Source organism: Macromonas nakdongensis, from assembly GCF_002837145.1.
GTDB classification, from domain to species: Bacteria; Pseudomonadota; Gammaproteobacteria; order Burkholderiales; family Burkholderiaceae_C; genus Macromonas_B; species Macromonas_B nakdongensis.
Map to the genome: position 1 here is coordinate 72,097 of NZ_NWMV01000019.1, position 24,474 is coordinate 96,570.

Below are 24,474 nucleotides of genomic sequence, written 5' to 3' on the forward strand. Positions count from 1 at the left end.
CCTGTCTTTTGATTGAACCCACATGGGCGGCCCAGCCGCCACAGGAGACCCACATGCCCCAAAACACCCGCATCCTGCTGGACAACCGCCCCGAGGGCGAGGCCAGCGTCGGCAACTTCAAGACCGAAACCGTGGACACCCCTGCGCTTCAGGACGGCCAGGTGCTGGTGCGCCACCACTACCTGAGCCTGGACCCCTACATGCGCGGCCGCATGAACGCCGGTAAGAGCTATGCCCAGCCGCAGCCGCTGGGCGAGGTGATGATCGGCGGCACCGTGGGCGAGGTGGTGGAGAGCCGCCACCCGCGTTACGCCCCGGGCGACGCGGTGGTGGGCATGGGCGGCTGGCAGCAGTACAGCGTGGTCAACGCCAACACCCCGGGCGAGCTGCGCAAGGTGGACACCACCCACGTGCCGCTGAGCCACTACCTGGGCGCGGTCGGCATGCCCGGCGTGACCGCTTGGTACGGCCTGGTCAAGCTGATCGACCCGAAACCGGGGCAGACCGTGACCGTCAGCGCCGCCAGCGGCGCCGTGGGCAGCGCGGTGGGCGCCCTGGCCAAGGCCCGCGGCTGCCGCGTGGTCGGTTTCGCCGGCGGGGCGGACAAATGCGCTTACGTGAAAAACGAACTCGGGTTTGACGACTGCATCGACTACCGCGAACACAAAGACTACGGCTCGCTGGCCAAGGCCCTGAAAGTGGCCTGCCCGAACGGCATCGACGGCCACTTCGAGAACGTGGGCGGCATGGTGCTGGACGCGGTGATGCTGCGTGCCAATGCGTTTTCCCGCATCGCGGTGTGCGGCATGATCGCCGGCTACGACGGCCAGCCCCTGCCCATGGCCAACCCGTCGATGTTGCTGATCAACCGCATGCGCATCGAAGGCTTCATCGTCAGCGAACACATGGAGGTCTGGCCCGAGGCGCTGGCCGAACTGGGGCGCCTGGTGGGCAGCGGGCAGTTCCGCCCGCGCGAGTCGGTGGCGCAGGGCATCGAGGCCGCGCCGGAAGCCTTCCTGGGCTTGCTCAAAGGCAAGAACTTCGGCAAACAACTGGTCCAGCTGGTCTGAGGAGCCCCCCATGCTGAAAGAACTCCAAGGCAAGACCGCCGTCATCACCGGCGCGGGCTCGGGTTTCGGGTTGGAGGTGGCGCGCATCGGCGCCCGCCAGGGCATGAACCTGGTGCTGGTGGACGTGCAGGCCGACGCGCTGGAGCGCGCCCGCACCGAGCTGGAGGCCGCCGGTGCCGCGGTGCTGGCGCAACGCGTGGACGTGTCCAGCGCCGAGGCCATGGACGACCTGGCCGAGGCGGTGCAGCAGCGCTTTGGCGCGCCGCACTTCGTGTTCAACAACGCCGGCGTGGCCGCTGGTGGCCTGGTGTGGGAAAACACCGTGGCCGACTGGCAGTGGGTGCTGGGCGTGAACCTGTGGGGCGTGGTCCACGGCGTGCGCGCCTTCACCCCGCGCATGCTGGCCGCAGCCCAGGCCGACCCGGCTTACCGCGGTCACATCGTCAACACCGCCAGCATGGCCGGGCTGTTGACGCCGCCCAACATGGGCGTCTACAACGTCAGCAAGCACGCGGTGGTGGCCTTGACCGAGACGCTGTACCAGGATCTGCACCTGGTGAGCGACCAGATCGGCGCCAGCGTGCTGTGCCCGTACTTCGTGCCCACCGGCATCAGCCAGAGCGAACGCAACCGACCGGGCGAACTGGCCACCGGCCAGCCGACCCAGAGCCAGCTCATCGGCCAGGCCATGAGCGACAAGGCGGTGAGCAGCGGCAAGGTGACCGCGGCCGAGGTGGCGCAGAAGGTGTTCGACGCCATGGCCGCCGACGCCTTCTACATTTACAGCCACCCCAAGGCGCTGGGCAATGTGCAGACGCGCATGTCGGCCATCGTGGCCGGCAGCAACCCGCCCGACCCGTTCGCCGAGCGGCCGGACGTGGGCGTGCAGCTGCGCGCCGCCCTGCGCAGCGCCTGAGGCTGCCGCGGGGCGCGGGTCAGGCCAGGGCCCGGAACAGGGTCGGTACGTCCAGTACCCCCACCAGCACCCGGCCCTGGGCCGCTTTGGCAAACTGGGACACCAGCCCCTGTCCGCTGCCCATCCCGAAGGGGGAGGGCATCAGATCCTGCGGCTGGAATTCGGGCACTCCGTGGAGTTCGTCCACCAGCACCCCGAGCCGTTGTTCGCCCTGGCGCAGCACCACCACCTGCTGGTGGGCGCGTCGTGCGCTGGGCTGGCCTTGGAGCAGGGTCCCCAGGTCGTAGACCCAATGGAAGCGGGCCTGACCGTCCTGCCCCTGCGGCGGCAGGATGCCGATGCGTGCGGGGTGTCCGCCCTGGGGGGCCGCGGCCAGCCCTTCGGCGGGCAGGGCCTCCAGGACGTGCAGGGCGGGCACGGCCAGCAATTGCCCGCCGAGGTAGAAGCTGGCGTGTTCCAGTCCACCACCCGGCGGCTGGGCGCTGTCCCAGTCGGCCGCATCGGACGGGCCGGCCCGTCCGGCACCTGGGACCACCGGCCCCAGCGGGGCCGCCACCACGGCCAGCACATCGGCGCTGTAGCCGTCGCTCACCTTGAATTCCCGGTAGCCGCTGGACACGCTGCAGGCCAGCGCCTGGTACTGCCCGTCCCACACGGTCACGCGGGTGGCGCAGTCGCCGTTGGCCAGGGTCAGCAGATCGGCGTCCAGGGCCAGCAGGGCACCCACCGGGCGGTTCGGGTCGGTGCTGGCGATGATGCGGCCGCTGCGTTCCAGAAAGTAGGCCTGGGCCCCGGGCCGGGCCTCGATCGCGCCGTTCAGAATGGCCGCCAGTTCGGCGTGGGCGTCGAAGGCGATGCCGATGCCCCCCAGCACCTGCTGCGTTTGCTGAGGGTGGCGCACGGCGGCGTGGTAAACGTAGCAGGCATGGCCGTCGGCCAGGGGCGAGGGCGCGAAGGCCGACGCATGGTAGTGCTGTTCGGTGCTCAGCTCGAGCACGCGCGCAAGGTCGTCGCGGTCCACGCTGTGGCCACTCAGGGCCGCGTGACCGGGGCGGGCCGATTCGGCGACGATCTGGCCCTGGCGGTTGTAGACCACCAGGCGGCTGTACACGGTGTAGAGCGAGTGGATGCAGCGCAGCGTCTGGGTGGCAGTGTCGGTGGCGGCCGGGTCGGTCAGGGCCGCGGCCAGTTCGGGCGCCAGGGCCCACCAGCGGCAGTCGTTGGCGCGCTCGTACAGGTTGCGGTCGAGCAGGTCCACCAGCAGCCGGGCGCTGAATGCCACCTGCTGCAGGTTCGACTGCAGCACCGTCTGGTACAGCTCGCGGATGGACTGGGTGAACAGGGCGTTGCTGCGCGCGCCGGTTTCGCTGATCTGATCGAGGATGGCCTTGAGCCGCTGCAGTTCGTCGCGCTGGCCCGCGGTCACCACCTGGCCGTTCCAGACCACCCGGCGGATGGTTTCCGTGGCCATGATGACTTCGTGCAAGGGCGGGCTGAAGCGGCGGGCGTGGGTCAGCAGACCGGCGGCCATCTCGGGGTCCAGCCGGTCGAGCAGGCCGCTGCCGTCCTGCTGGAAGGCCAGCTCGATGGGCACCATCACCTGTCCGCGCCAGCCGCTCGGGCCCGGGTAACCCTGGTAGCCCTGGGTGGCGCGGGTCGCCACCAGGTACTCGCGGCCGGCGCAGAGCATGGGGCGCGGCTGGCCGTCCGGGTTGAGGGGCACCGTGGCGCCGCGGGCGATCCAGTGCCCGTCGGCACTGGCGATGACCCGACCGTCGCCGTCCAGCAGCAGCATGTTGCTGCGGCCCTCGGGGTCGCGGTGGGCCTGAAAGATGCCTTGCAGTTCGCGGTCGAAATCGAAAAACAGGCACAGCAGCCCCACCGGGGTGCCCAGCGTGGGGTGCAGCATGCGGCGCGAGTACACCAGGCAGGGCCCGGCGCCGGGGCGCAGGTCGGTGGCGCGGAAGGTTTCCACGTGAGTGTCGCTCTGCAGGGTGGCGGCGATCAGCGGGTCCACGCTGCCTTCGGTGGCGTGGGTCGGGTCGGTCTGCACCAGCACGTTGCCCTCGGTGTCGAGCAGCATCGCGTCGAGGTAGACGGTGTATTTCTCGCGGTAAGAGCGCAGGCGCTCGCGGATGGCATCGACCTCGCTGGTGTGGCGTGTGGGCGCGGCCACGAACTCGCACAGCACCCGGTCGGTGGCCAGAAAGCCCACGTCGGCGGTGCGTTCGTACAGGTTGCGCACCACGATGTCGATCACGTACTGCGCCTGGGTGCCGATGGCGTCCAGCACATTGCCGGTTTTTTCGCCCACCAGGCTGTGCACCATGTCGCGTTCCAGCCGCTGGAAGCCGGCGCGCGTGGCCGCCATGGACGGCAGGATGGTCCGGGCCTCGGTCGGGCAGTTCATCTTGGCCGAGGACTCGATCATGCGCCACAGCAGGCTCAGCTCGTTCAGGGAGGTTTCGCACTGGCTCACGTCCCGCATGTAGGGGAGGAAGGTGTCCACGCGCAGGGGGGATCGGTCGGGCATGTCTCGTGTCGATATGGGAAAAATGCAAGCACATCCGCATTAGCAAAGCCTGTGCCCGGGGTGGGGCCGGCGCCGGGCCGTGCTGTGGCAAACTCGCCGCTTTTCCCTTGCGAAGCCGGCCGCCGCCGGTGGGTCCCGAGAGTACGATGCAGAAAATCACCGCGCAAATCGCGCAGGAACTGAAGGTTCAGCCACGCCAGGTGGAGGCCGCCGTGGCTTTGTTGGACGGGGGCGCCACCGTCCCTTTCATCGCCCGTTACCGCAAAGAGGCCACCGGCGGTCTGGACGACATCCAGCTGCGCGAGCTGGAGCAGCGCCTGGGTTACCTGCGCGAGCTGGAAGACCGCCGCGCCGCGGTGCTGAAGAGCATCGAAGAACAGGGCAAGCTCACGCCGGAGCTGCGCGCCGCCATCGAGGCCGCGCCCACCAAGCAGGAGCTGGAAGACCTGTACCTGCCCTACAAGCCCAAGCGCCGCACCAAGGGCATGATCGCGCGCGAGAATGGCATTGAGCCCTTGGCCGACCTGCTGTTCGCCGACCCCACCCGCGTGCCTGCGGATGAGGCCCAGGCCTACGTCAAACCGGCCAAGGGCGAGGACGGCAGCGACTTCACCACCGTGCCGGCTGTGCTGGATGGCGTGCGCGACATCCTGAGCGAACGCTGGGCCGAAGACGCCACGCTGGTGCAGGGCCTGCGCGAATGGCTGTGGCAGGAAGGCCTGCTGCAAAGCCAGAAGGTGGACGGCAAGAACGAGCACGACCCCGACGTGGCCAAGTTCCGCGACTATTTTGAATACGACGAACCCATCGGCCGCGTGCCCTCGCACCGCGCCCTGGCGGTGTTCCGTGGCCGCGCGCTGGAAATCCTGGACGCCAAGTTGGTGGTGCCGGAGCCGGAACTGTCGGAGAGCGCCAAGACCACGGGCAAACCCGGCGCCGTGCCCTCGCTGGCCGAAGGCCGCATCGCCCGCCACCTGGGCTGGAGCCACCAGGCCCGCCCGGCGGACGACCTGATCCGCAAATGCGTGGCCTGGACCTGGCGCGTCAAGCTCAGCCTCTCGACCGAACGTGACCTGTTCGCCCGCCTGCGCGAAGCCGCCGAACAGGTGGCCATCAAGGTGTTTGCCGACAACCTGCGCGACCTGCTGCTGGCCGCGCCCGCCGGTCCCAAGGCCGTGATGGGGCTGGACCCCGGCATCCGCACCGGGGTGAAGGTGGCGGTGGTGGACCCCACCGGCAAGCTGCTGGACACCGCCACCGTGTATCCGCACGAACCGCGCCGCGATTGGGAAGGCAGCATCGCCACCCTGGGCGCGCTGTGCCTGAAGCACGGCGTGCAGCTCATCGCCATCGGCAACGGCACCGCCAGCCGCGAAACCGACAAGCTGGCCGCCGACCTGATCAAGCGCCTGGCCGACCGCGGCCTGACCCCGCAAAAAGTGGTGGTGAGCGAGGCGGGCGCGTCGGTGTATTCCGCCAGCGAATTCGCCAGCCAGGAAATGCCCGACGTGGACGTGAGCCTGCGCGGCGCGGCCAGCATCGCCCGCCGCCTGCAGGACCCGTTGGCCGAACTGGTGAAGATCGACCCCAAGAGCATTGGCGTGGGCCAGTACCAGCACGACGTGAACCAGAGCGAGCTGGCGCGCACCCTGGACGCGGTGGTGGAAGACTGCGTGAACGCCGTGGGCGTGGACCTGAACACCGCCAGCGCGCCGCTGCTGGCCCGGGTGTCGGGCCTGAGCGGCACGGTGGCCAAGTCGGTGGTGCGCTGGCGCGAGGCGCACGGCGCGTTCAAGAGCCGCCAGGACTTGCTCAAGGTCACCGGCCTGGGTGCCAAGACCTTCGAGCAAAGCGCCGGCTTTCTGCGCATCCGCGGCGGTGACAACCCGCTGGACATGACCGGCGTGCACCCCGAAACCTACCCGGTGGTGGAGCAGATCATCCAGCAAACCGGCAAGCCGGTGGCCGAACTGATGGGCCGGGTGGATGTGCTCAAGACCCTGAAACCGGAGCTGTTCGCCAACGCGCAGTTCGGCGCCATCACCGTGAAGGACATCATCGGCGAACTGGAAAAACCCGGCCGCGACCCGCGCCCGGACTTCGCCGTGGCGCGCTTCAACGAAGGGGTGGAAGACATCACCGACCTGCAGGAAGGCATGGTGTTGGAGGGCACGGTCAGCAACGTGGCCCAGTTCGGCGCCTTCGTGGACCTGGGCGTGCACCAGGACGGCCTGGTGCACGTGAGCCAGTTGAGCCACAAATTCGTCAACGACGCGCGCGAGGTGGTGAAAACCGGCGACATCGTGAAAGTGAAGGTGGTGGAGGTGGACGTGGCGCGCAAGCGCATCGGCCTGACCATGAAGCTGGACGCCCCCACCGGCGCCCGCAGCGAACGCCGCGAGGGCGGCAACCGTTTCGAGCCGGCCGGGCGCCAGCAGCAGGCCGGGCGTGGCCAGCGCCACAACGAGCCGGCCAGCGGAGGCGCCATGGCCTCGGCCTTTGCCAAGCTGCAAGGCTTCAAACGCTGACGCGGCCCGCCCCAGCCGCCCCGTCGCCCAGGTGCGTGCGGGCGCGGCTGGCCGGTCTATACTGGCGCCGAACCCACCGCGCCACCCCTTCTGGCCCCAGCCCCCCATGGAACTCGAAGAACTCCTGACCAAAGCCAAGGCACTGCCCAGCATCCCGCGGGTGGTGTCCGAGGTCATGACCGAGCTCAACCGCGAAGACCCCGACCCGCGCAAGATCAGCGAGTCCGTGGCCATCGACCCGGGCCTGACCGCGCGCATGCTCAAGCTGGCCAACTCGGCCTTTTTCGGGCTCACGCGCAAGATCGACAGCGTGCAGGACGCCATCAGCATCCTCGGCTTCAACCACGTCCGCACGCTGGTGCAGGCAGTGGCGCTGAGCAGCAGCTTCAAGACCGTGCCCGGCGTCAACCTGGAGCAGTTCTGGCGCTACAGCCTGAACACGGCCAAGATCTGCCGCACCCTGGCGCGCAGCCTGAAAATGTCCGACGGCGCAGCCTTCACCGCCGGCCTGACCCACGCCGTGGGTGACCTGGTCATGCACATCGGCATGCCCGAGTTGATCGCCCGCATCGACTGGACGGTGTCGCCCTTTGACATGAAGCGCGCCGAGGCCGAAAAAGCCGCCCTGGGCTACACCTACGCCGACGTGGGCGCGGCCTTCGCCGCCAAGTGGGACTTCCCCGAGGCCATCGTGGCCGCGCTCAAACACCAGCTGCTGCCCTTCGAGGGGGACACCTACGAGCCGCTGGCCGGTGTGGTGCACATGGCGGCGTGGCGCGCCCGTGCGCAGGAAATCAACCTCGACCGCGAAGGCCTGAAGGCCACTTTCCCCGACGTGGTGGCCATTCTGCTGGGCCTGGACCTGGACATGGTGCTGGACAAGGACCCGAGCGAGTGGACCTCGGCCGGCGAGTTGTCGGCCTTCCTGGCCTGAGGTGCGGCGGCCCATGCGCTTGACCGAACTGTTGCGGCAGCCCCAGGCCCTGCCGGTTGTGCCCGAGGTGGCGGCCAAGCTGATCGCCACCTTCCACCAGGACGACGTGGACCTGCAGGCCGTCAACCGCGACGTGGAGCGCGACCCGGCCCTGGCCGCGCGCCTGCTGCGCCAGGCCAATTCCTCCTTCTTCCGCCTGGCGCGCCCGGTGCAAAGCGTGCGCGACGCGGTGGCCGTGCTCGGTTTGAACAAGGTGCGGGCCCTGGTCATCGGCGCGTCCATGCAGGACAGCTTCCGCGCCGTGGTCGGGGTGGACCTGGACGATTTCTGGCACTACAGCTTCGCCGCCGCCACCGTGGCCCGGCTCATCTGCGCCCCGCGCCGGCTGGACGAAAACGTCGCCTTCACCGCCGGCCTGCTGCACGGCGTGGGCGAGCTGGTGATGCACATGGGCATGGTCGAAGCCATGCAGCCCATCGACCGCGACACGCCCCTGCTGGCCCTGCACCGCGCCGGTGCCGAGTACCGGGCGCTGGGCTATTCCTACGCCGAAGCCGGCGCCGCCCTGGCGCGCCACTGGCACCTGCCGCCGCTGCTGGTCACCGCCATCGAACAGCACGGACAGCCGCTGGCACACGACAGGCTGGAGCCCCTGGCCGCCGTGGTGCACATGGCCGCCTGGCGCGCGCGCGTGCTGGTCAACGGCAACCGGCCCGACGACCTGATCCACACCTACCCCGACGCCGTGGGCGAAATCCTGGGCCTGGACCCGGACTGGCTGGTCGCGCCCGACGTGGCCGGGCTGGACCAGCTCTCTGTGCTGTGAACCACACCTCCCAGCCCTGCCCGTGAACGCCTTGCACATCCACGCCGGACCGGCCGCCCTGCGCCACCTGCGTGCACACGGCCTGCAAGCCGCCGATGTGGGCGTGGTGCCCGGCGCCGCCGGTGGCCCCAAGGGGCTGATTCTGGGGCCGCTGGACCGCTTCCTGTTCGGCGAATGGCTGCCCCGTGCCACGCGCGAGCTGCACCTGGTGGGCGCCTCCATCGGTGCCTGGCGCATGGCCACGGCCTGCCTGAACGACCCGGTGCGGGCGTTCCAGCGGCTGGAGCGCGACTACATCGCCCAGCACTACGAGCTGCCGCCGGGCCAGAAGCGCCCCAGCGCGCAGCAGGTGAGCGACACCTTCGGCCGCAGTCTGGCCGATTTTTACGGCGGCCGCGTGGCCGAGGTGCTGGGCCACCCGCGCTGGCGCCTGCACCTGCTTGCCTCGCGCGGGCGGCACGTGCTGGGCCGCGAAGGGCCCTGGCGCACGCCGCTGGGCTACGCCGGCGCCTTTGCCACCAACGCGCTGCGGCGCCGGGCCATGGGGGCTTGGCTGGAGCGGGTGGTGTTCTCCAGCGCCGGGGCCGAACTGCCCTTTGCCACCCACGACTACCGCAGCCGACAGGTGCCGCTGACCGAGACCAACTTCATGGCCGCGCTGCAAGCCAGTTGCTCCATCCCCTTCGTGCTGCAGGCGGTGTCGCACATTCCCGGCGCGCCGCCCGGCGCCTACTGGGACGGCGGCATCACCGACTACCACCTGCACCTGGCCTACCGCCCGGCCTTGGGCCTGGTGCTGTACCCGCATTTCCAGCGCCAGGTGGTGCCGGGCTGGCTGGACAAGGCGCTGAAATGGCGCCACGTTGCCAGCCCTTTCCTGGACCACACCGTGGTGCTCGCGCCCAACCCGGCCTGGGTGGCGCGCCTGCCCCATGGCAAGCTGCCCGACCGCACCGACTTCACCCGCTACGGCAACGACCTGGCCGGGCGCATGGCCGTGTGGCGCAGCGCCGTGTCGGCCAGCCAGCAGTTGGCCGACGAATGGGCCGCCTGGCTGGAGCGCCCCGACCCGGCGCGGGTGCTGCCCCTGTAGCCCCCGCTGGTGCGGGGGTGTGGTGCGCTGGCGGGCCTGGGCCGCGCCGCTGCCCCTGGGCGTTCGGGCACCAGCGGGGATAATCCGGGGATGCAAGTCCCGTCTTCCGAAAGCGCGCCGTTCTATGTCGCGGCGCTGTACCAGTTCGTCGATCTGCCGGACCACGCCGACCTGCGCGCGCCGCTGCAGGCGCTGTGCGAGGCCGGCCAGGTCAAGGGCACGCTGCTGCTGGCCCGCGAGGGCATCAACGGCACCATCGCCGGGCCACAGGCGGGGGTGATGGCGGTGCTGGACTGGCTGCGCGCCGATCCGCGACTGGCCAAGCTGCAGCACAAGGCCTCGTGGGCCACCACGCCGCCTTTCCACCGCCTGAAGGTGCGGCTCAAGCGCGAAATCGTCACCCTGCGGGTGCCCGAACTGGACCCGAACAAGACCGTGGGCCAGTACGTGGCACCGCAGGACTGGAACGCCCTGATCCGCCAGCCCGACGTGGTGCTGGTGGACACCCGCAACGACTACGAGGTGGCGATCGGCACCTTCCAGGGCGCGCGCAACCCGAACATCAAGACCTTCACCGAATTGCCGGCCTGGGTGGACGCGCAGCCCGAACTGCAAGCGCAGCCAGGGCCCGACGGCTCGGTGAAAAAGCCGCGCGTCGCCATGTTCTGCACCGGCGGCATCCGCTGCGAAAAGTCCACCGCCCTCATGAAAATGAAGGGCTACGACGAGGTCTACCACCTGGAGGGCGGCATCCTCAAGTACCTGGAGGAGGTGCCGCCCGAGCAGAGCCTGTGGGAAGGCGAATGCTTCGTGTTCGACGAGCGGGTGAGCGTGGGCCACGGCCTGGTGCCGGGGCCGCACGAGCTGTGCCGGTCCTGCCGCTGGCCGCTGTCGGCGGCGGACAAGGCCTCGCCGCACTATGTGAAAGGCGTGAGCTGCGCCCACTGCCACGACCAGCGCACCCCGGAAGAAAAAGCCCGTCTGGCCGAACGCCAACGCCAGGTGGAACTGGCCGAGGCCCGCGGCGAGGTGCACGTGGGCGCGCGCATGGACGGCGCCCCCGGTTTCTGAGCGACCGGGCGCGGGCGCCTCAGAGCGAAGCGGTCAGCATGGCGCGGTAGTCGTCCGCGCTGGCCAGGCGTGGGTTGGTCTTGTGGCAGTGGTCGGCCAGGGCACCGGTGATCACGCGGTCGAAGTCGGCCTCGGTCACCCCCAGGGCGGCCAGGCCGCTGGGCAGGCCCAGGCGCGCGTTCATGTCGCGGATGGCCGGGCCCAGGTCGGCGGCGCCGGCCAGTCCCATGGCGCGGGCCATGCGTTCCAGGCGCCGGTCTTGCTGCACCGAGGCGGCGCCGGCGTTGAAGGCGATCACCGCCGGCAGGAACAGCGCGTTCAGGGTGCCGTGGTGCAGCCGCGGGTTGACGCCGCCCAGGCTGTGGCTGAGCGAGTGCACGCAGCCCAGCCCTTTCTGGAAGGCCATGGCGCCCTGCATGCTGGCGCTCATCATGTGCAGGCGGGCGTCGCGGTCCTGGCCGTTCGTGGTGGCGCGTTCGATGTGGGCCCAGCCGCGCTCCAGCCCGTCCAGCGCGATGCCGTCGGCCGGCGGGTTGAAGGGCGCGGCCATGAAGGTTTCCATGCAGTGGGCGATGGCGTCCATGCCGGTGGCGGCGGTCAGCAGTGGCGGCAGGCCCAGCGTCAGCTCGGGGTCGAGCAGGGCGGTCTTGGGCATCAGGTGCCAGCTGTGGAAGCCCAGCTTGCGCCCGTCGTCCACGATGACGATGGCGCCGCGCGCCACCTCGCTGCCGGTGCCGGCGGTGGTGGGGATGGCGATCAGCGGCGGCACCCGGTCGGTGATTTTGGGCGAGCCGCCTTCGATGGTGGCGTAGGTTTTCAGCGGGCCGGGGTGGGCCACCGCAATCGCCACGCCCTTGGCGCAGTCGATGGCGCTGCCGCCGCCCAAGGCCACCAGGCCGTCACAACCCTGCTGCTCGTAAATGGCCTGGGCCGCGCGCACGGCGGCTTCGGTGGGGTTGGAGGGGGTCTGGTCGAACACCGCGTGGGGCAGGGCGCCTGCGCCCGTGCCCAGTGCCGCCACGGCCCGCTCCAGCAGGCCAGCGGCCTTGACGCCCGGGTCGGTCACGATCAGCGGCTTGCGCATGCCGGTGCGCTCGCATTCGCTGGCCAGCAGCTGCAGCGCGCCAAAGTCGATCTGGATGTTGGTCAGGTACAGGATCTGTGACACGTTGTCTCCGGTGTGGCGTGGTTTTGTTGTGGGGGCACTATACGCCGGCACGCTTCTGCCGAAAGTTGTGTGTGCGACAGCGGTCTGGGGCCTGCCGTGCCGCCCGTCCCCGCCGGGCGTGCTTGCAGCGACAATCCGGAGCATGAGTGCCCACGCCCACCCCCATTCCCAGCTGACCCCCGCCATGCGCGGCGTGCTCGACCGCATGGCCCGCGCCGGCCGCCCGCCGTTGCATGCCCTGACGCCGCAGCAGGCGCGGGCGTTTTACGAAGTGGGCTCCGGCGTGCTCGACATCCCGCCGCACAAGATGGCGCGGGTCGAGGCGCTGCAGATCCCCACCCGCGACGGCGCCACGCTGCACGCCGAACTGGTGGTACCGCACCCGCACGGGCCGGACGACGCCCACGCAGCCGGGCACACGCCCGCGCCCAGGCCCTGGCCGGTGCTGCTCTACCTGCACGGCGGTGGCTTCACCATCGGCAGCGTGGCCACCCACGCCAGTCTGTGCCGCCACCTGGCCCACCTGGCGCATTGCGCGGTGCTCTCGGTGGACTATCGGTTGGCACCCGAACACACCTTCCCCACCGCCGTGCACGACGCCTGGGACGCGCTGCAATGGCTGCACGCCCAGGCCCCCGCCCTGGGGCTGGACCCGGCGCGCCTCGCGGTGGGCGGCGACAGCGCCGGCGGTACCCTGGGCATCGTCACCGCCCTGCAGGCGCGCGACGCCGGCCTGCCGCTTCGGCTGCAGCTGCTGTTCTACCCTGGCTGCGCGGCCCACGCCGACACGCCCTCGCACCGCACCTTTGCCCACGGCTTTGTGCTGGAGGCCGACAGCATCGCCTGGTTTTTTGGCCAGTACCTAAACACCCCGGCCGACCGCGAGGACTGGCGCTTTTCGCCCCTGAACGCACCCGACCTGGACGGCGCCGCCCCGGTGTGGATGGGCCTGGCCGAATGCGACCCGCTGGTGGACGAGGGCGTGATGATGGCCGACCGCTTCCGCCTGGCCGGTGTGCCGGTGGACCTGGAGATCTACCGCGGCGTGACGCACGAGTTCATCAAGATGGGCCGCGCCATCCCCGAGGCCTTGCGCGCCCACCAGGACGCGGCGCGCGCCCTGCGCCTGGCCTTCGAGGGCCCGGCCGCCCCGGGCTGACGGCCGTGACCGACGCACGCCCCTGGTGGGTACTGCCGCCGGCCACGGCGGCCGGCCCGGCGGTCGAGCTGCCGCTGGCCCAGGTCAGCGCCCTGTTGCAGAAGTTGGGCCTGTCTGGCCGGCACGCGGTGGCCGAAGACCTGCTGCGCATCGTCGGCGCGCAGGTACCCATGGCGCAGTGCACCATCTTCTCGTTCGAGGGCGACTCGCCCCCGCGCACCGTGGCCGTGGGCGACCGCTCGCGCACCGCCGCGCTGCGTCGCATCACCCAGGACTACGTGACGCGCTACCACCTGCTGGACGGCAGCCGCGAGGCCATGCGTGCCGAGTTCGACGCCGCGCGCCGGGCCAGCGCGGCGCAACCGCACACCGTGCTGCACCGGCAGCGCCCGCAGGACATCGCCCACCCCGACTACCGCCACGTCTGCTACGAACTGCCGCAGGTGGCCGAGCGCCTGGCCATGCTGGCGCTGTACGACGGCTGGCGCTGGCTGTCGGTCAACTTCTACCGCGGCACCGAACACGGGCCCCTGGGCGCAGACGACCTGCAACGCTTGGAGGCCCTGGCACCACTGGTGGTGCACGCGGTGCGCCTGCACTACGCCGGCCAGCTGTTCGACGCCGACTTGGCCGAATGGCTGCTGGCGCGCCTGCACCGCCGCCACCCGGCGCTGAGCAAGCGCGACCTGGACGTGCTGCGCGCCCTGCTCGACGGGCTGGACAACGCGGCCCTGGCACAGCGGCTGGGGCTGGAGCTGTCGAGCGCGCAAACCTACGTCAAGCGCGTCCACCGCAAGCTGGGCATCGGCAGCCAGCGCGAGTTGCTGGGCCTGTTGGTGCAGCCCGACCGGGCTTGAGCCACGGCCAGCCAGCTTATTTTGTCCCTTTTCAGTGACATGGTCTTCGTTCTGCCTGCCTACACTGGCAGGCAGAACATCCGGAGACCGCCCCCATGCACCAGCCCAGCAGCGAACCGCGCCCATCTCTCTACTACCCTTACCGGGTGTTTGCGCCCTGGCTGCCGTCGGCGCACGGGCCTCAGGGGCGGCACCCGGTCGCCATCGTCGGGGCTGGGCCGGCGGGCATGGTCACCGCGCTGGAACTGGCGCGCCACGGCGTGCGCAGCGTGGTGCTGTGCGCCGAGCGCCAGTTCTCGCAAGGCAGCCGCGCCATCGTCTTCACCCGGCGCAGCCTGGAAATCCTGCAGCAGGTGGGCGTGGCCGGTCGCATGGTGGCCCACGGCCTGCCGTGGCGCTTTGGCAATTCCTTCTACCGCGGCCAGCGCGTGTTCCGCATGGAAGCACCGCACGACCCGGACGACCGCTATGGACCCATGCTCAACCTGCAGCAGCAGTACCTGGAGCAGTACCTGTACGAGGCCTGCGCCGCGCAGCCGCTGATCGACTTCCGCTGGGGCAACCTCGTCACCCAGGTGCACAACGCCGCCGACCACGCCAGCGCCACCGTGGACACGCCCGAAGGCCCCTACACCCTGGAGGCCGACTGGCTGGTCGCCGCCGACGGCGGGCGTTCCGGCATCCGCAGCCAGCTCGGTTTGCAGATGGAAGGGGCCTCCTACGAAGGGCTGTTCGTCATCGCCGACATCCGCATCGACCTGCCGCTGCCGACCGAGCGCCTGGCCTTTTTCGACCCCGACTGGAACCGGGGCAACACCATCCTGATGCACCGCGAGCCGCACGGCATCTGGCGCGTGGACTACCAGTTGCCCGAGGGCGAAACGCCGGAACAGGCGCTGCGGCCCGAGTCGCTGCGGGCCCGCATCGACGCGCAGTTGGACATGATCGGTTTCGGTGGCACGCCCTGGGAGATGGACTGGAGTTCGGTGTATTCGGCACGCGCCCTGACGCTGCCCGATTTCGTGCATGGCCGGGTGGTGTTCACCGGCGACGCGGCCCACCTGCTGCCCATCTTCGGGGTGCGCGGCGCCAACACCGCCTTCCAGGACGCGCAGTCGCTCGGCTGGCACCTGGCCTACACCCTCAAAGGCCTGGCCGGCCCGGCGCTGCTGGCCAACCACAGCGCCGAGCGCGTGGGCGCGGCGCGCGAAATCGTCGATGAGGCCGGCAAGAGCACCCGCTTCATGACGCCGCCGAGCCGGGGCTTTCGGCTGCTGCGCGACGCGGTGCTGTCGCTGTCGCTCACGCAGGCGTTTGTGCGCCCGCTCTACCACTGGCGCACCTCGCGGCCGCACGAATACCGCCGGTCGGCGCTGAACAGCCCGGACGACGACAACGCGCTGTTCGCTGCCGGCCCGGCCCACGGGGCGCCGCCGCAGAACGTGTGCCTGGCGCCCGATGATTTTCTGCTTGACCACCTGGGCGGCGGTTTCGAGCTGCTGTACTTCACCGATGGCGCCGCCGTGCCCGAGCCGCTGCAGGCGGTGGTGGACCGCGCGCGCGTCCAAGGCGTGGCGCTGCGCGTCACCGCCATCGGCGCTGTCTACCACCCCGTGCCGGGCGCCGACCAGACCCTGCCCGACGCCGACGGCCGGGTGCGCACCCGCTACGGCGTGCCCGCCAGTGGCGCCGCCTACCTGCTGCGGCCCGACCAGCACGTCTGTGCCCGCTGGCTGACGCTGGACGCCGAACGCCTGCACGCGGCCCTGCAACAAGCCCTGCCCAGCACCTGAGACCCCCTCACGGCCCAACCAGGAATCCCCCATGAACGCCACCCCCCACACCGCCGCCCCCACGCTGGACATCGCCGGCCTGGAAACCGTGTACGACGCCCTGGCCAGCGCCATCGACCGCGCAGGTCCGGAGAAAACCGAGCTGTTCCTGGTCAAGCTGGCGCTGCTCAACGCCCAGGCGCTGGGCTGTGCCGCGCGCTTTCAGCAACAGCTCGACGCCGCCTTGCTCGATCTTTGAGCCCCACCGTGGGGCCATGGCCGAAACTACAGCGCGCCGGGCGCCGAAAACCTAAAATCAGGGGTTGCACGCCCACGCCCCGGGGGTGCCGGCCCATCCCCCGCCCATGAACGCCCCCCTCGACGTCTCCTTCTTCGCGCGCGCCGCCAAGCCCATCACCAGCTACAAGCCGTACTGGGCCAAGCGTTTCGGGCCCGCGCCTTTCCTGCCCATGAGCCGGGCCGAAATGGACCGGCTCGGCTGGGACAGCTGCGACGTGATCCTGGTCACCGGCGACGCCTACGTGGACCACCCCAGCTTCGGCATGGCGGTGATCGGCCGGGTGCTGGAGGCACAGGGCTTCCGGGTCGGCATCATCGCCCAGCCCGACTGGCACAGCGCCGAGCCGTTCAAGGCGCTGGGCAAGCCCAACCTGTTTTGGGGCGTGACCGCGGGCAACATGGACTCCATGATCAACCGCTACACGGCGGACCGCAAAATCCGCTCCGACGACGCTTACACCCCCGGCGACGTGGGCGGCAAGCGCCCGGACCGCGCCGCCACCGTGTACAGCCAGCGCTGCCGCGAGGCCTACAAAGACGTGCCCATCGTGCTGGGTGGCATCGAAGGCAGCCTGCGCCGCATCGCCCACTACGACTACTGGACCGAAACCGTGCGCCGCAGCGTGGTGCTCGACAGCAAGTGCGACCTGCTGCTCTACGGCAACGCCGAGCGCGCCCTGGTGGAGGTGGCGCACCGGCTGGCCAAGCGCGAGCCCATCGAATCCATCACCGACGTGCGCGGCACCGCCTTCGTGCGCCGCAGCACGCCCGAGGGCTGGTTCCAGATCGACTCCACCGAGGTGGACCAGCCAGGCCGGGTGGACGCCCACACCAACCCCTACCTGATGGTGTCGGAGCAGGCCAAGGCCCAGGGCCAGAGCTGCGCCCGCGACGACGAAGCGCAAGCCCAGGCCGACGCGGCCAATGCCCAGCGCACGGCCGACGCCGCGCTGGACGCCGCCGGGGGCCACGCCGTCGGCCACAAGGCCCAGGCCGGCGCGGTGCAGCCGCTGCGCTTTGTCAGCAACCCGGCCTTGCCCTTTCAAGGCAAGCCACCGCGCGACAAGACCGTTATCCGCCTGCCCAGTTTCGAGCAGGTCAAGGCCGACCCGGTGCTGTACGCCCACGCCAACCGGGTGTTGCACCTGGAAACCAACCCCGGCAACGCCCGCGCGCTGGTGCAGGCCCACGGCAGCGGCTCGTCCGCGCGCGACGTCTGGGTCAACCCCCCGCCCATCCCGCTGACCACGGCCGAGATGGACCACGTGTTCGACCTGCCCTACGCCCGCAGCCCGCACCCCAGCTACGCCGACGAACACGGCCGCCACGACGGCGCCACCAAAATCCCGGCGTGGGAGATGATCCGCTTCAGCGTCAACATCATGCGTGGCTGCTTCGGCGGCTGCACCTTCTGCTCCATCACCGAGCACGAGGGCCGCATCATCCAGAGCCGCTCGGAAGACTCCATCATCCGCGAACTGGAGGACATCCGCGACAAGGTCGAGGGCTTCACCGGCGTCATCTCCGACCTGGGCGGGCCCACCGCCAACATGTACCGCATCGGCTGCAAAACGCCCGAAATCGAGGCCGCCTGCCGCAAGCCTTCGTGTGTGTACCCGGGCATCTGCTCCAACCTCAACACCAGCCACGACCCACTCATCAAAATCTACCGCCGCGCGCGGGCGCTCAAGGGCATCAAGAAGATCCTGATCGGCTCCGGCCTGCGCTACGACCTGGCGGTGAAAAGCCCCGAGTACGTCAAGGAACTGGTGCAGCACCACGTCGGCGGCTACCTGAAGATCGCGCCCGAGCACACCGAAAGCGGTCCGCTGTCCAAGATGATGAAGCCCGGCATCGGCAGCTACGACCGCTTCAAGCAGATGTTCGAGAAGTACAGCGAGGAAGCGGGCAAGAAGCAGTACCTGATCCCGTACTTCATCGCCGCCCACCCCGGCACCAGCGACGAGGACATGATGAACCTCGCCCTCTGGCTCAAGCGCAACGGTTTCCGCGCCGACCAGGTGCAGACCTTCTACCCCAGCCCCATGGCCACCGCCACGGCCATGTACCACACGGGGCTGAACACGCTCAAGGGCATCCACCGCGACGAGCGCGCCGAGCGGGTGGACATCGTCAAAGGCGACAAGCGCCGCCGCCTGCACAAGGCGTTTTTGCGCTACCACGACCCGAACAACTGGCCGCTGCTGCGCGAGGCCTTGAAGCGCATGGGCCGTGCCGACCTGATCGGCAACGGCAAGCAGCACCTGATTCCCACCTTCCAGCCGCTGACGGATGGTGGCTACCAGAGCCCGCGCCGCACCAATTCCACGCCGTCGGCCAAGCCGGGCGGCGCCCCGGCCGCTGGCGCAGGGGGGCGCACCGCCAAGGCACCGGTGCGCGGCCAGTTACTGACGCAGCACACCGGCCTGCCGCCGCGGGCCGGTGTGACCGGGGCGCCTGGCAAGGCTCCGACCAAATTGCGCAAACCCCAGGGGCGTTGAGTCCGGTGGATTGACACAGTCGCCGGTCAGAATCGCGCCCATGCCGCCTGTTTTCCAAGCCCCCCTCGTCGTCCGCGGCCTGCTGCTGCTCATCTTGCTGGCCGGGGTGGTGTTCTTTCACGGCTTCCTGGTGCCGGTGCTGGCCGCGCTCACCATCGGCTTTGCCAGCTGGCCGCTGTACCGCCGCCTGGTGGTCCGTTGCCACGGCCGCACCACCTGGGCCGCCAGCCTGGCCCTGTCGGTGGTGCTGGGGGTGCTGGTGGTGCCCCTGGCGCTGGCCCTGCACTACGCCGTCCGCGAGGCCAGCGTCTGGTTCGACTGGCTGGTCCGCGCCAACCGCCATGGCGCCCCGGTGCCCGACTGGATCCGCGACCTGCCCGTGGTCGGTGAACAACTGGCCCACTATTGGCGCGAACACCTGGGCGAACCGCAGGCCCTGGGCGAATGGATCCAACTGCTCAGCGGGCAGCACCTGGGCAATATTTACCGCACGGTGCTGGCGGCCACGGGCGACCTGTTCGGCCTGCTGCTCTTGCTGCTGTTCATGCTGATCACGCTGTTCTTCGTCTACAAAGACGGTGCCCGGCTGGTGCAGCAGATCGACCAGGTGGGCGAGCACCTGCTGGCCGAGCGCTGGCAGCGCTTTTCGCGGGTGGTGCCGGCCACCGTCAGCGCCACCGTCACCGGCCTGAGCCTGATCGCCATGGGCGAGGGCGTGGTGCTGGGCGTGGCCTACTGGATCGCAGGCGTGCCCTCGCCGGTGCTGCTGGGCGTGGTCACCGGTTTCATGGCGCTGATTCCGGGCGGCGCGCCGCTGGCCTTCACCCTGGTCTCGCTCTACCTGGTGGGCGCGGGCCAGGCCGTGGCCGGCGCGGGGCTGTTCGTCTGGGGCACGGTGGAGCTGTTCATCGTCGACAAGACGCTGCGCCCGCGCCTGGTGGGCGGGCCGGTGAAGCTGCCCTTCCTGCCCACCTTCTTCGGCCTGGTCGGGGGGTCAAGACCATGGGCATCGTCGGACTGTTCGTCGGGCCGGTGCTGATGGCCTTGCTGGTGTCGATCTGGCGCGAATGGCTGCGCGGCATGGCAACCGAGTCGCCCCCGCCGCCCTGACGCTGACGCCGGCCCGCCGAGCGCTGCCCCTAAAATCGGCGCATGGCTTTGTTCACCGATCCCAGTTCGGTCACCCACGGCATCCAGCTGGCCGTGGCTCCCGTGTTTTTGCTGACGGCGGTCTCCGGCATGATCGCCGCCGTGGCCGGGCGCCTGTCCCGCATCATCGACCGCGCCCGCGTGCTCGAAGACCGTCTGAAGCAGTCCAGCGACCCGGATTTTGCCGACACCGCCCGGCAGGAATTGGGGCGGCTGCGCCAGCGCGGCCTGATTGCCAACGGCTCCATCGCCTGCCTGACGCTGTGCGCCTTCCTCATCGGCCTGACGATCCTGCTGCTGTTCCTGGGCGAAACCACCGGTTTCGAGGGCAACCGCGCCGCCATCGTGAGTTTCATGGGCGGGGTGCTGTGCTTCATGCTGGCGCTGGCTTGCTTCCTGGCCGAAACGCTGCTGGCGACGCAGATCCTGAATTTCGGGCGGCCCCCTCGGCGCTGACGGCCGGAGTCGCTGCGGCCGCCCCGCAGGGCCGAGGCCTGGAGGCGACTGCGCGCCACGCCAGCCCCCGGACTGGGTGTGGGCTGGCGGGCGGCTTTTGAGGCTTACTGGCCGAAGTCCAGCGGCAGGCCGACGTAGTTTTCGGCGATGGTGCGTGCGCCGTTCTCGCTGTGGATCAGGTAGTCCAGCTCGGCTTCCTGGAACTTCTGGCCGATTTCGCCGTTTTCCGGGAAGTGGTGCATCAGGCTGGTGAACCACCACGAGAAGCGCTCGGCGCGCCAGATGCGCTTGAGGCACTTCTCGGAATAGGCGTCCACGCCGGCTTCGGACTTGTCCAGGTAGAACTCGATGAGCGCGTTGGCCAGGTATTTCACGTCGGTGGCGGCCAGGTTCAGGCCCTTGGCGCCGGTGGGCGGCACGATGTGGCCGGCATCACCCGCCAGGAACATGCGGCCAAAACGCAGCGGCTCGGTCACAAAGCTGCGCAGCGGGGCGATGCTCTTTTCCAGCGACGGCCCGGTCACCAGGTGTTCGGCGGCCTGCGGGTCGAGGCGGCGCTTGAGTTCGTCCCAGAAGGCCTGGTCGGACCACTGCTCCACCTGGTCGGTCAGCGGCACTTGCAGGTAGTAGCGGCTGCGCGTCAGGCTGCGCTGCGAGGCCAGGGCAAAGCCGCGGGTGCTGTGCGCGTAAATCAGTTCGTGGTGCACCGGCGGCGTGTCGGCCAGCAGGCCCAGCCAGCCGAAGGGGTAGACCTTCTCGAATTCCTTGATCGCGCCTTTGGGCACGCTGGCGCGGCAGACGCCGTGGAAGCCGTCGCAGCCGGCGATGAAGTCGCACTCGATGGTGTGCGTCTGGCCGTCTTTCTCGTAGGTCACGCGCGGGTGGTCGGTGCCGTAGTCGTGCACCGCCACGTGGGCGGCTTCGTACACGGTGGGCAGGCCGGCGGCCTGTCGCGCGTCCATCAGGTCGCGCGTCACCTCGGTCTGGCCGTAGACCATGACCTGCTTGCCGCCGGTCAGCTTGGCCATGTCGATGCGGTGGCGCTGGCCTTTGAACAGCAGGTCGAAGCCGCCGTGCAGCAGGCCTTCGGCGTGCATGCGGGTGCCCACGCCGGCTTCGTCCAGCACGTCCATGGTCACCTGCTCCAGCACGCCGGCGCGGATGCGGCCGAGCACGTAGTCGGGGCTCTGGCGTTCAACGATGACGGCGTCGATGCCGGCCTTGTGCAGCAACTGACCGAGCAGCAGGCCGGAAGGGCCGGCGCCGACGATGGCAACCTGGGTGCGCATGGAAAATCTCCTGTGGGTGGAATGTGGCGCCGATCGTAGGCGCCGGCCCGGCCCGGCAGAAGTGGGGGTGTGCGGGTTTTGTGCGATGAACGAACGATTTGTGCGATGATCGCGCAATCTTTTGAGGCGACGCATCCGGGGGCCAGCGCCATGGCGATCGAAAAATCCGACTTCATCGAAGGCATGGCCAAGGGCATGGCGGTGCTGGAAAGCTTTGACACCGACCGCCAGCGCCTGAACGCCACGCTGGCGGCGCAGCGCACCGGTCTGACCCGGGCGGCGGCGCGGCGCCACCTGCTGACCCTGGCCCACCTGGGTTACCTGGAGAGCGACGGTGGCTACTTCTGGCTGTCGCCCAAGGTGTTGCGCTTTTCCGGCAGCTACCTGGCCAGCGCCCGCTTGCCGCGCGCCGTGCAGCCGGTTCTGAACCGGCTGGCGGCCCAGTCGCGCGACGCGTTTTCGGTGGCGGTGCTGGAGGGCGACGCGGTGGTGATCGTGGCACGCAGCGTCTCGCTGCTGGCCACGCACGGCGACGGCGACTGGGACGAGAGCAGCTCGCTCGGCCTGCCGGCGCCACGCGCCGCCGGGGTGCGCCTGCTGGCCCACGGTCTGCACCTGGGCGCGCGCCTGCCGGTGCACGCCACCTCCACCGGGCGGGTGCTGCTGGCAGCCATGCCGGGGCCGGCGTTCAGCGCCTGGCTCAAAGGCCGGGTGTTGCCGCGCCTGACGCCCCACACCGTCACCGAGGCCAAGGTCTTGCGCCAGACGGTGGCGGCGGTGCGCCAGGCCGACCACTGCATCGCCAGCGAAGAGCACGAACTGGGCGTGCACGCCGTGGCCGTGCCCCTGCGCAACATGGCGGGGGACACCGTGGCCGCGCTCAACGCGGTGCTGTCGCACAAGCGTTTGCAGTCGGGCGTGGTGCAGCGCGAACTGCTGCCCCTGCTGCAAGACGCGGCGCGCGAACTGAGGCCGCTGGTGTGAAGGGCGGAGCCCGGGTGTGGAGCGGGCTGCGGCCCGGCGTGCGCTGGGCCTGTCTGGCCGGGCTGCTGCTGTGGTGCGGGCTGGCCGGCGCGTGGGCCTCGGACCTGGACTGGGTGACCGGCCGGGTGGTGTCCATCCACGACGGCGACACCCTCAAGGTCTGGGACGGCGGCCAGCTGCACACGGTGCGGCTGGTGGCCATCGACGCGCCCGAACGCCGGCAGGCGCACAGCCAGCGCGCGCGCCAGCAACTGGCGGCGGCGGTCTGGCAGCGCGAGGTGCGGGTGTCCTACCGCAAGCGCGACCGCTACCGGCGCCTGGTCGGGCAGGTCTGGCGCGACGGTGAGGACGTGGGCCTGGCCCTGGTGCGCGGCGGCTGGGCCTGGCACTACACCGCCTACCAGCGCGACCAGTCCCTGGCCGACCGCCTGGCCTACGCCGCGGCCGAACAGGAGGCCCGGCAGCACCGGCTGGGCCTGTGGGCCGACGACGACCCGCTGCCGCCCTGGGCCTTCCGCCGCCAGGCCCGCGCGGCCCGCCCCTGACGGGGGTACAGTGGCGGCAGGTGGCTTGGGCGCCGTACATCCGCTCCAGCGCCATGGCCTGCACCGATGCCGATGCCGATGCCGATGCCGATGCCGATGCCGATGCCGATGCCGATGCCGATGCCGATGCCGATCGTGGGGCTACCCGCCGCCGCTGGTACCGGGTTGCATGGCGCCTGCAAACTTGATGATTTTTCCAGCGTTGAGGGCTAACCCTTTGTCGCGAAAAGCTTTTTTCAGTTGCCCCGAAAATCTGTGGGTAACTTTGTTGAAAACCCCTGAAAACCCCCGCCAAGGGCTTGTGCCACAAGGCCTCCATTGGCTTGCCCAGGTTTTGGGCAGGGCGTGGCGACCGATATGAATCAATCACTTAGCGCTGCCTGGCCCGCCCGCCCCAGATCGGTGGGTGTTCGCGCTGCTCCACTGGGGCGGGCCACGCGAGTGTGCATAAATGCCACCCGGATGGAACGGTTCTGATGAAAACGGTGTACCTGGCGGGCCCCGACGTGTTCTACCCCGACGCCCGCGCGCGCGGCCGGGCGATGCAGGCGCTGTGCCGTGCCTTCGGCTGCGAAGGCCTGTACCCGCTGGACGCCGCGGTGCTGGCCGAGGGCGGGGCGTTGTCCCATGCCATCTACACCGCGAACCGGGCCATGATCGACCGGGCCGACGCCGTCGTGGCCAACCTGCGCGATTTCCGCGGCCACGAACCCGACAGCGGCACGGTGTGGGAAGCGGCCTACGCCCTGGCCCGGGGCAAGCCGGTGGTGGGCTACCTGCCCGGTCCGCAGTCCCTGCTGGAGCGCATGGGCCTGCCCGCGGGGGTGGCGCAGGACGCCGAAGCTTGTGCCGTGGAGGACTTTGGCCTGCCCCTCAACCTGATGTTGGCGCACAGCCTGACGGCGGTGGTCCACGGCCCCGAGGCCGGGCACCAGGGCTTGCAGGCGGCCCTGGCGGCCTTGGCGCGGCACTGGGCCGCCCCCAGCGGGCGTGGTCAAGCTTGTGGATAAGGTGGGGGCGGAGCGGCCAAGTGCTTGTCGCGCCTGGAGTATTGGCGGTGTGCCGAAATTTTAAGCAGCAGCCAGCGGGTCGCGGCCCGGGGTCTTGCAGGTGACTCCCCGGCCGCTGCCGCGGGGGCCGCAGCGTCTATAGTGGGACGCCGTGCCCCACCACGACAGGAGACCGATGTGAGCCTTGCCGACCTGCTGCGCCGCCAGGCCTTGCTGGCGCCCGACGCGCCCGCCGTGTTCCACGGCGACCGCCCCTGGGCCTGCCACCGCGAATGGGCCGCCCGCAGTGCCGGCCTGGCCCAGCACCTGCGCG

Annotated in this window: 20 protein-coding genes and 1 pseudogene; 18 read left to right on the plus strand and 3 right to left on the minus strand. The window is 70.1% G+C overall.

Annotated elements, in window-relative coordinates; translation table 11 throughout:
• The first annotated feature begins 53 nt into the window (after positions 1-53).
• Both CON77_RS03605 and CON77_RS03610 read left to right on the plus strand, forming a co-directional pair.
• Positions 54-1,070 carry an NADP-dependent oxidoreductase gene (locus CON77_RS03605; protein WP_101047776.1) on the plus strand — a complete coding sequence of 339 codons (1,017 nt, stop codon included), beginning with the start codon at positions 54-56 and terminating at the stop codon, positions 1,068-1,070.
• A 10-nt stretch (positions 1,071-1,080) separates the two neighbouring features.
• On the plus strand, positions 1,081-1,986 hold the full coding sequence (locus CON77_RS03610; protein ID WP_101047777.1) for an SDR family oxidoreductase: 906 nt from the start codon (positions 1,081-1,083) through the stop codon (positions 1,984-1,986).
• A 19-nt stretch (positions 1,987-2,005) separates the two neighbouring features.
• On the opposite strand, the gene CON77_RS03615 is transcribed toward CON77_RS03610, so the two are convergent.
• Positions 2,006-4,519, minus strand: a complete 2,514-nt coding sequence (locus CON77_RS03615; RefSeq protein WP_101047778.1) for a chemotaxis protein CheW — start codon at positions 4,517-4,519, stop codon at positions 2,006-2,008.
• A 146-nt stretch (positions 4,520-4,665) separates the two neighbouring features.
• Between CON77_RS03615 and CON77_RS03620 the strand changes: the two genes are divergently transcribed.
• The 5 genes from CON77_RS03620 to trhO all read left to right on the plus strand — a co-directional run bounded on the left by CON77_RS03620 (position 4,666) and on the right by trhO (position 10,971).
• A complete protein-coding gene (locus CON77_RS03620; RefSeq protein ID WP_101047779.1) occupies positions 4,666-7,047 on the plus strand; it encodes a Tex family protein in 2,382 nt (793 codons plus the stop codon).
• 106 nt (positions 7,048-7,153) lie between these two features.
• A complete protein-coding gene (locus tag CON77_RS03625) occupies positions 7,154-7,981 on the plus strand; it encodes an HDOD domain-containing protein (protein ID WP_101047780.1) in 828 nt (275 codons plus the stop codon).
• 13 nt (positions 7,982-7,994) lie between these two features.
• On the plus strand, positions 7,995-8,807 hold the full coding sequence (locus CON77_RS03630; protein WP_101047781.1) for an HDOD domain-containing protein: 813 nt from the start codon (positions 7,995-7,997) through the stop codon (positions 8,805-8,807).
• Positions 8,808-8,829: 22 nt separating this feature from the next.
• Positions 8,830-9,900 carry a patatin-like phospholipase family protein gene (locus CON77_RS03635; protein WP_101047782.1) on the plus strand — a complete coding sequence of 357 codons (1,071 nt, stop codon included), beginning with the start codon at positions 8,830-8,832 and terminating at the stop codon, positions 9,898-9,900.
• Between the two features lie 90 nt (positions 9,901-9,990).
• Positions 9,991-10,971 (plus strand): oxygen-dependent tRNA uridine(34) hydroxylase TrhO, encoded by a 981-nt coding sequence (trhO, locus tag CON77_RS03640; protein ID WP_101047783.1) that lies wholly within the window; start codon positions 9,991-9,993, stop codon positions 10,969-10,971.
• Between the two features lie 19 nt (positions 10,972-10,990).
• Here trhO and gbd read toward each other — a convergent pair whose 3' ends face one another.
• The gene (gbd, locus tag CON77_RS03645; protein ID WP_101047784.1) at positions 10,991-12,139 is read right to left on the minus strand and encodes a 4-hydroxybutyrate dehydrogenase; all 1,149 of its coding nucleotides are present in this window, start codon (positions 12,137-12,139) and stop codon (positions 10,991-10,993) included.
• Between the two features lie 142 nt (positions 12,140-12,281).
• On the opposite strand from gbd, the gene CON77_RS03650 reads away from it, so the two are divergent.
• The 7 genes and pseudogenes from CON77_RS03650 (at position 12,282) to CON77_RS03680 (ending at position 20,333) form a co-directional block, all read left to right on the plus strand.
• Positions 12,282-13,298, plus strand: coding sequence for an alpha/beta hydrolase (locus tag CON77_RS03650; RefSeq protein ID WP_101047785.1), 1,017 nt, complete (start codon positions 12,282-12,284; stop codon positions 13,296-13,298).
• Between the two features lie 5 nt (positions 13,299-13,303).
• Positions 13,304-14,155 carry a helix-turn-helix transcriptional regulator gene (locus tag CON77_RS03655; RefSeq protein WP_101047786.1) on the plus strand — a complete coding sequence of 284 codons (852 nt, stop codon included), beginning with the start codon at positions 13,304-13,306 and terminating at the stop codon, positions 14,153-14,155.
• A gap of 95 nt (positions 14,156-14,250) precedes the next feature.
• The gene (locus CON77_RS03660; protein ID WP_101047787.1) at positions 14,251-15,948 is read left to right on the plus strand and encodes an FAD-dependent monooxygenase; all 1,698 of its coding nucleotides are present in this window, start codon (positions 14,251-14,253) and stop codon (positions 15,946-15,948) included.
• A gap of 31 nt (positions 15,949-15,979) precedes the next feature.
• A complete protein-coding gene (locus CON77_RS03665) occupies positions 15,980-16,186 on the plus strand; it encodes a DUF2783 domain-containing protein (protein WP_101047788.1) in 207 nt (68 codons plus the stop codon).
• A 106-nt stretch (positions 16,187-16,292) separates the two neighbouring features.
• Positions 16,293-18,728: a YgiQ family radical SAM protein gene (locus CON77_RS03670; protein ID WP_101047789.1), complete on the plus strand. Its 2,436-nt coding sequence runs from the start codon at positions 16,293-16,295 to the stop codon at positions 18,726-18,728.
• A gap of 40 nt (positions 18,729-18,768) precedes the next feature.
• Positions 18,769-19,838, plus strand: a pseudogene (locus CON77_RS03675) (AI-2E family transporter).
• Positions 19,839-19,880: 42 nt separating this feature from the next.
• Positions 19,881-20,333, plus strand: coding sequence for a DUF2721 domain-containing protein (locus CON77_RS03680; protein WP_101047790.1), 453 nt, complete (start codon positions 19,881-19,883; stop codon positions 20,331-20,333).
• Between the two features lie 104 nt (positions 20,334-20,437).
• On the opposite strand, the gene pobA is transcribed toward CON77_RS03680, so the two are convergent.
• A complete protein-coding gene (gene pobA, locus CON77_RS03685; RefSeq protein WP_101047791.1) occupies positions 20,438-21,622 on the minus strand; it encodes a 4-hydroxybenzoate 3-monooxygenase in 1,185 nt (394 codons plus the stop codon).
• Positions 21,623-21,772: 150 nt separating this feature from the next.
• On the opposite strand from pobA, the gene CON77_RS03690 reads away from it, so the two are divergent.
• The 4 genes from CON77_RS03690 (at position 21,773) to CON77_RS03700 (ending at position 24,161) form a co-directional block, all read left to right on the plus strand.
• Entirely contained in the window at positions 21,773-22,606 is an 834-nt protein-coding gene (locus tag CON77_RS03690) for an IclR family transcriptional regulator domain-containing protein (RefSeq protein WP_101047793.1), read from the plus strand.
• Positions 22,603-23,151 (plus strand): thermonuclease family protein, encoded by a 549-nt coding sequence (locus CON77_RS03695; RefSeq protein WP_198552255.1) that lies wholly within the window; start codon positions 22,603-22,605, stop codon positions 23,149-23,151. Before CON77_RS03690 ends, CON77_RS03695 begins: the two co-directional genes overlap by 4 nt.
• Positions 23,152-23,171: 20 nt before the next feature.
• Positions 23,172-23,339, plus strand: coding sequence for a hypothetical protein (locus CON77_RS15330; protein ID WP_198552256.1), 168 nt, complete (start codon positions 23,172-23,174; stop codon positions 23,337-23,339).
• 288 nt (positions 23,340-23,627) lie between these two features.
• The gene (locus CON77_RS03700) at positions 23,628-24,161 is read left to right on the plus strand and encodes a nucleoside 2-deoxyribosyltransferase (protein ID WP_198552257.1); all 534 of its coding nucleotides are present in this window, start codon (positions 23,628-23,630) and stop codon (positions 24,159-24,161) included.
• Positions 24,162-24,474 lie beyond the last annotated feature (313 nt).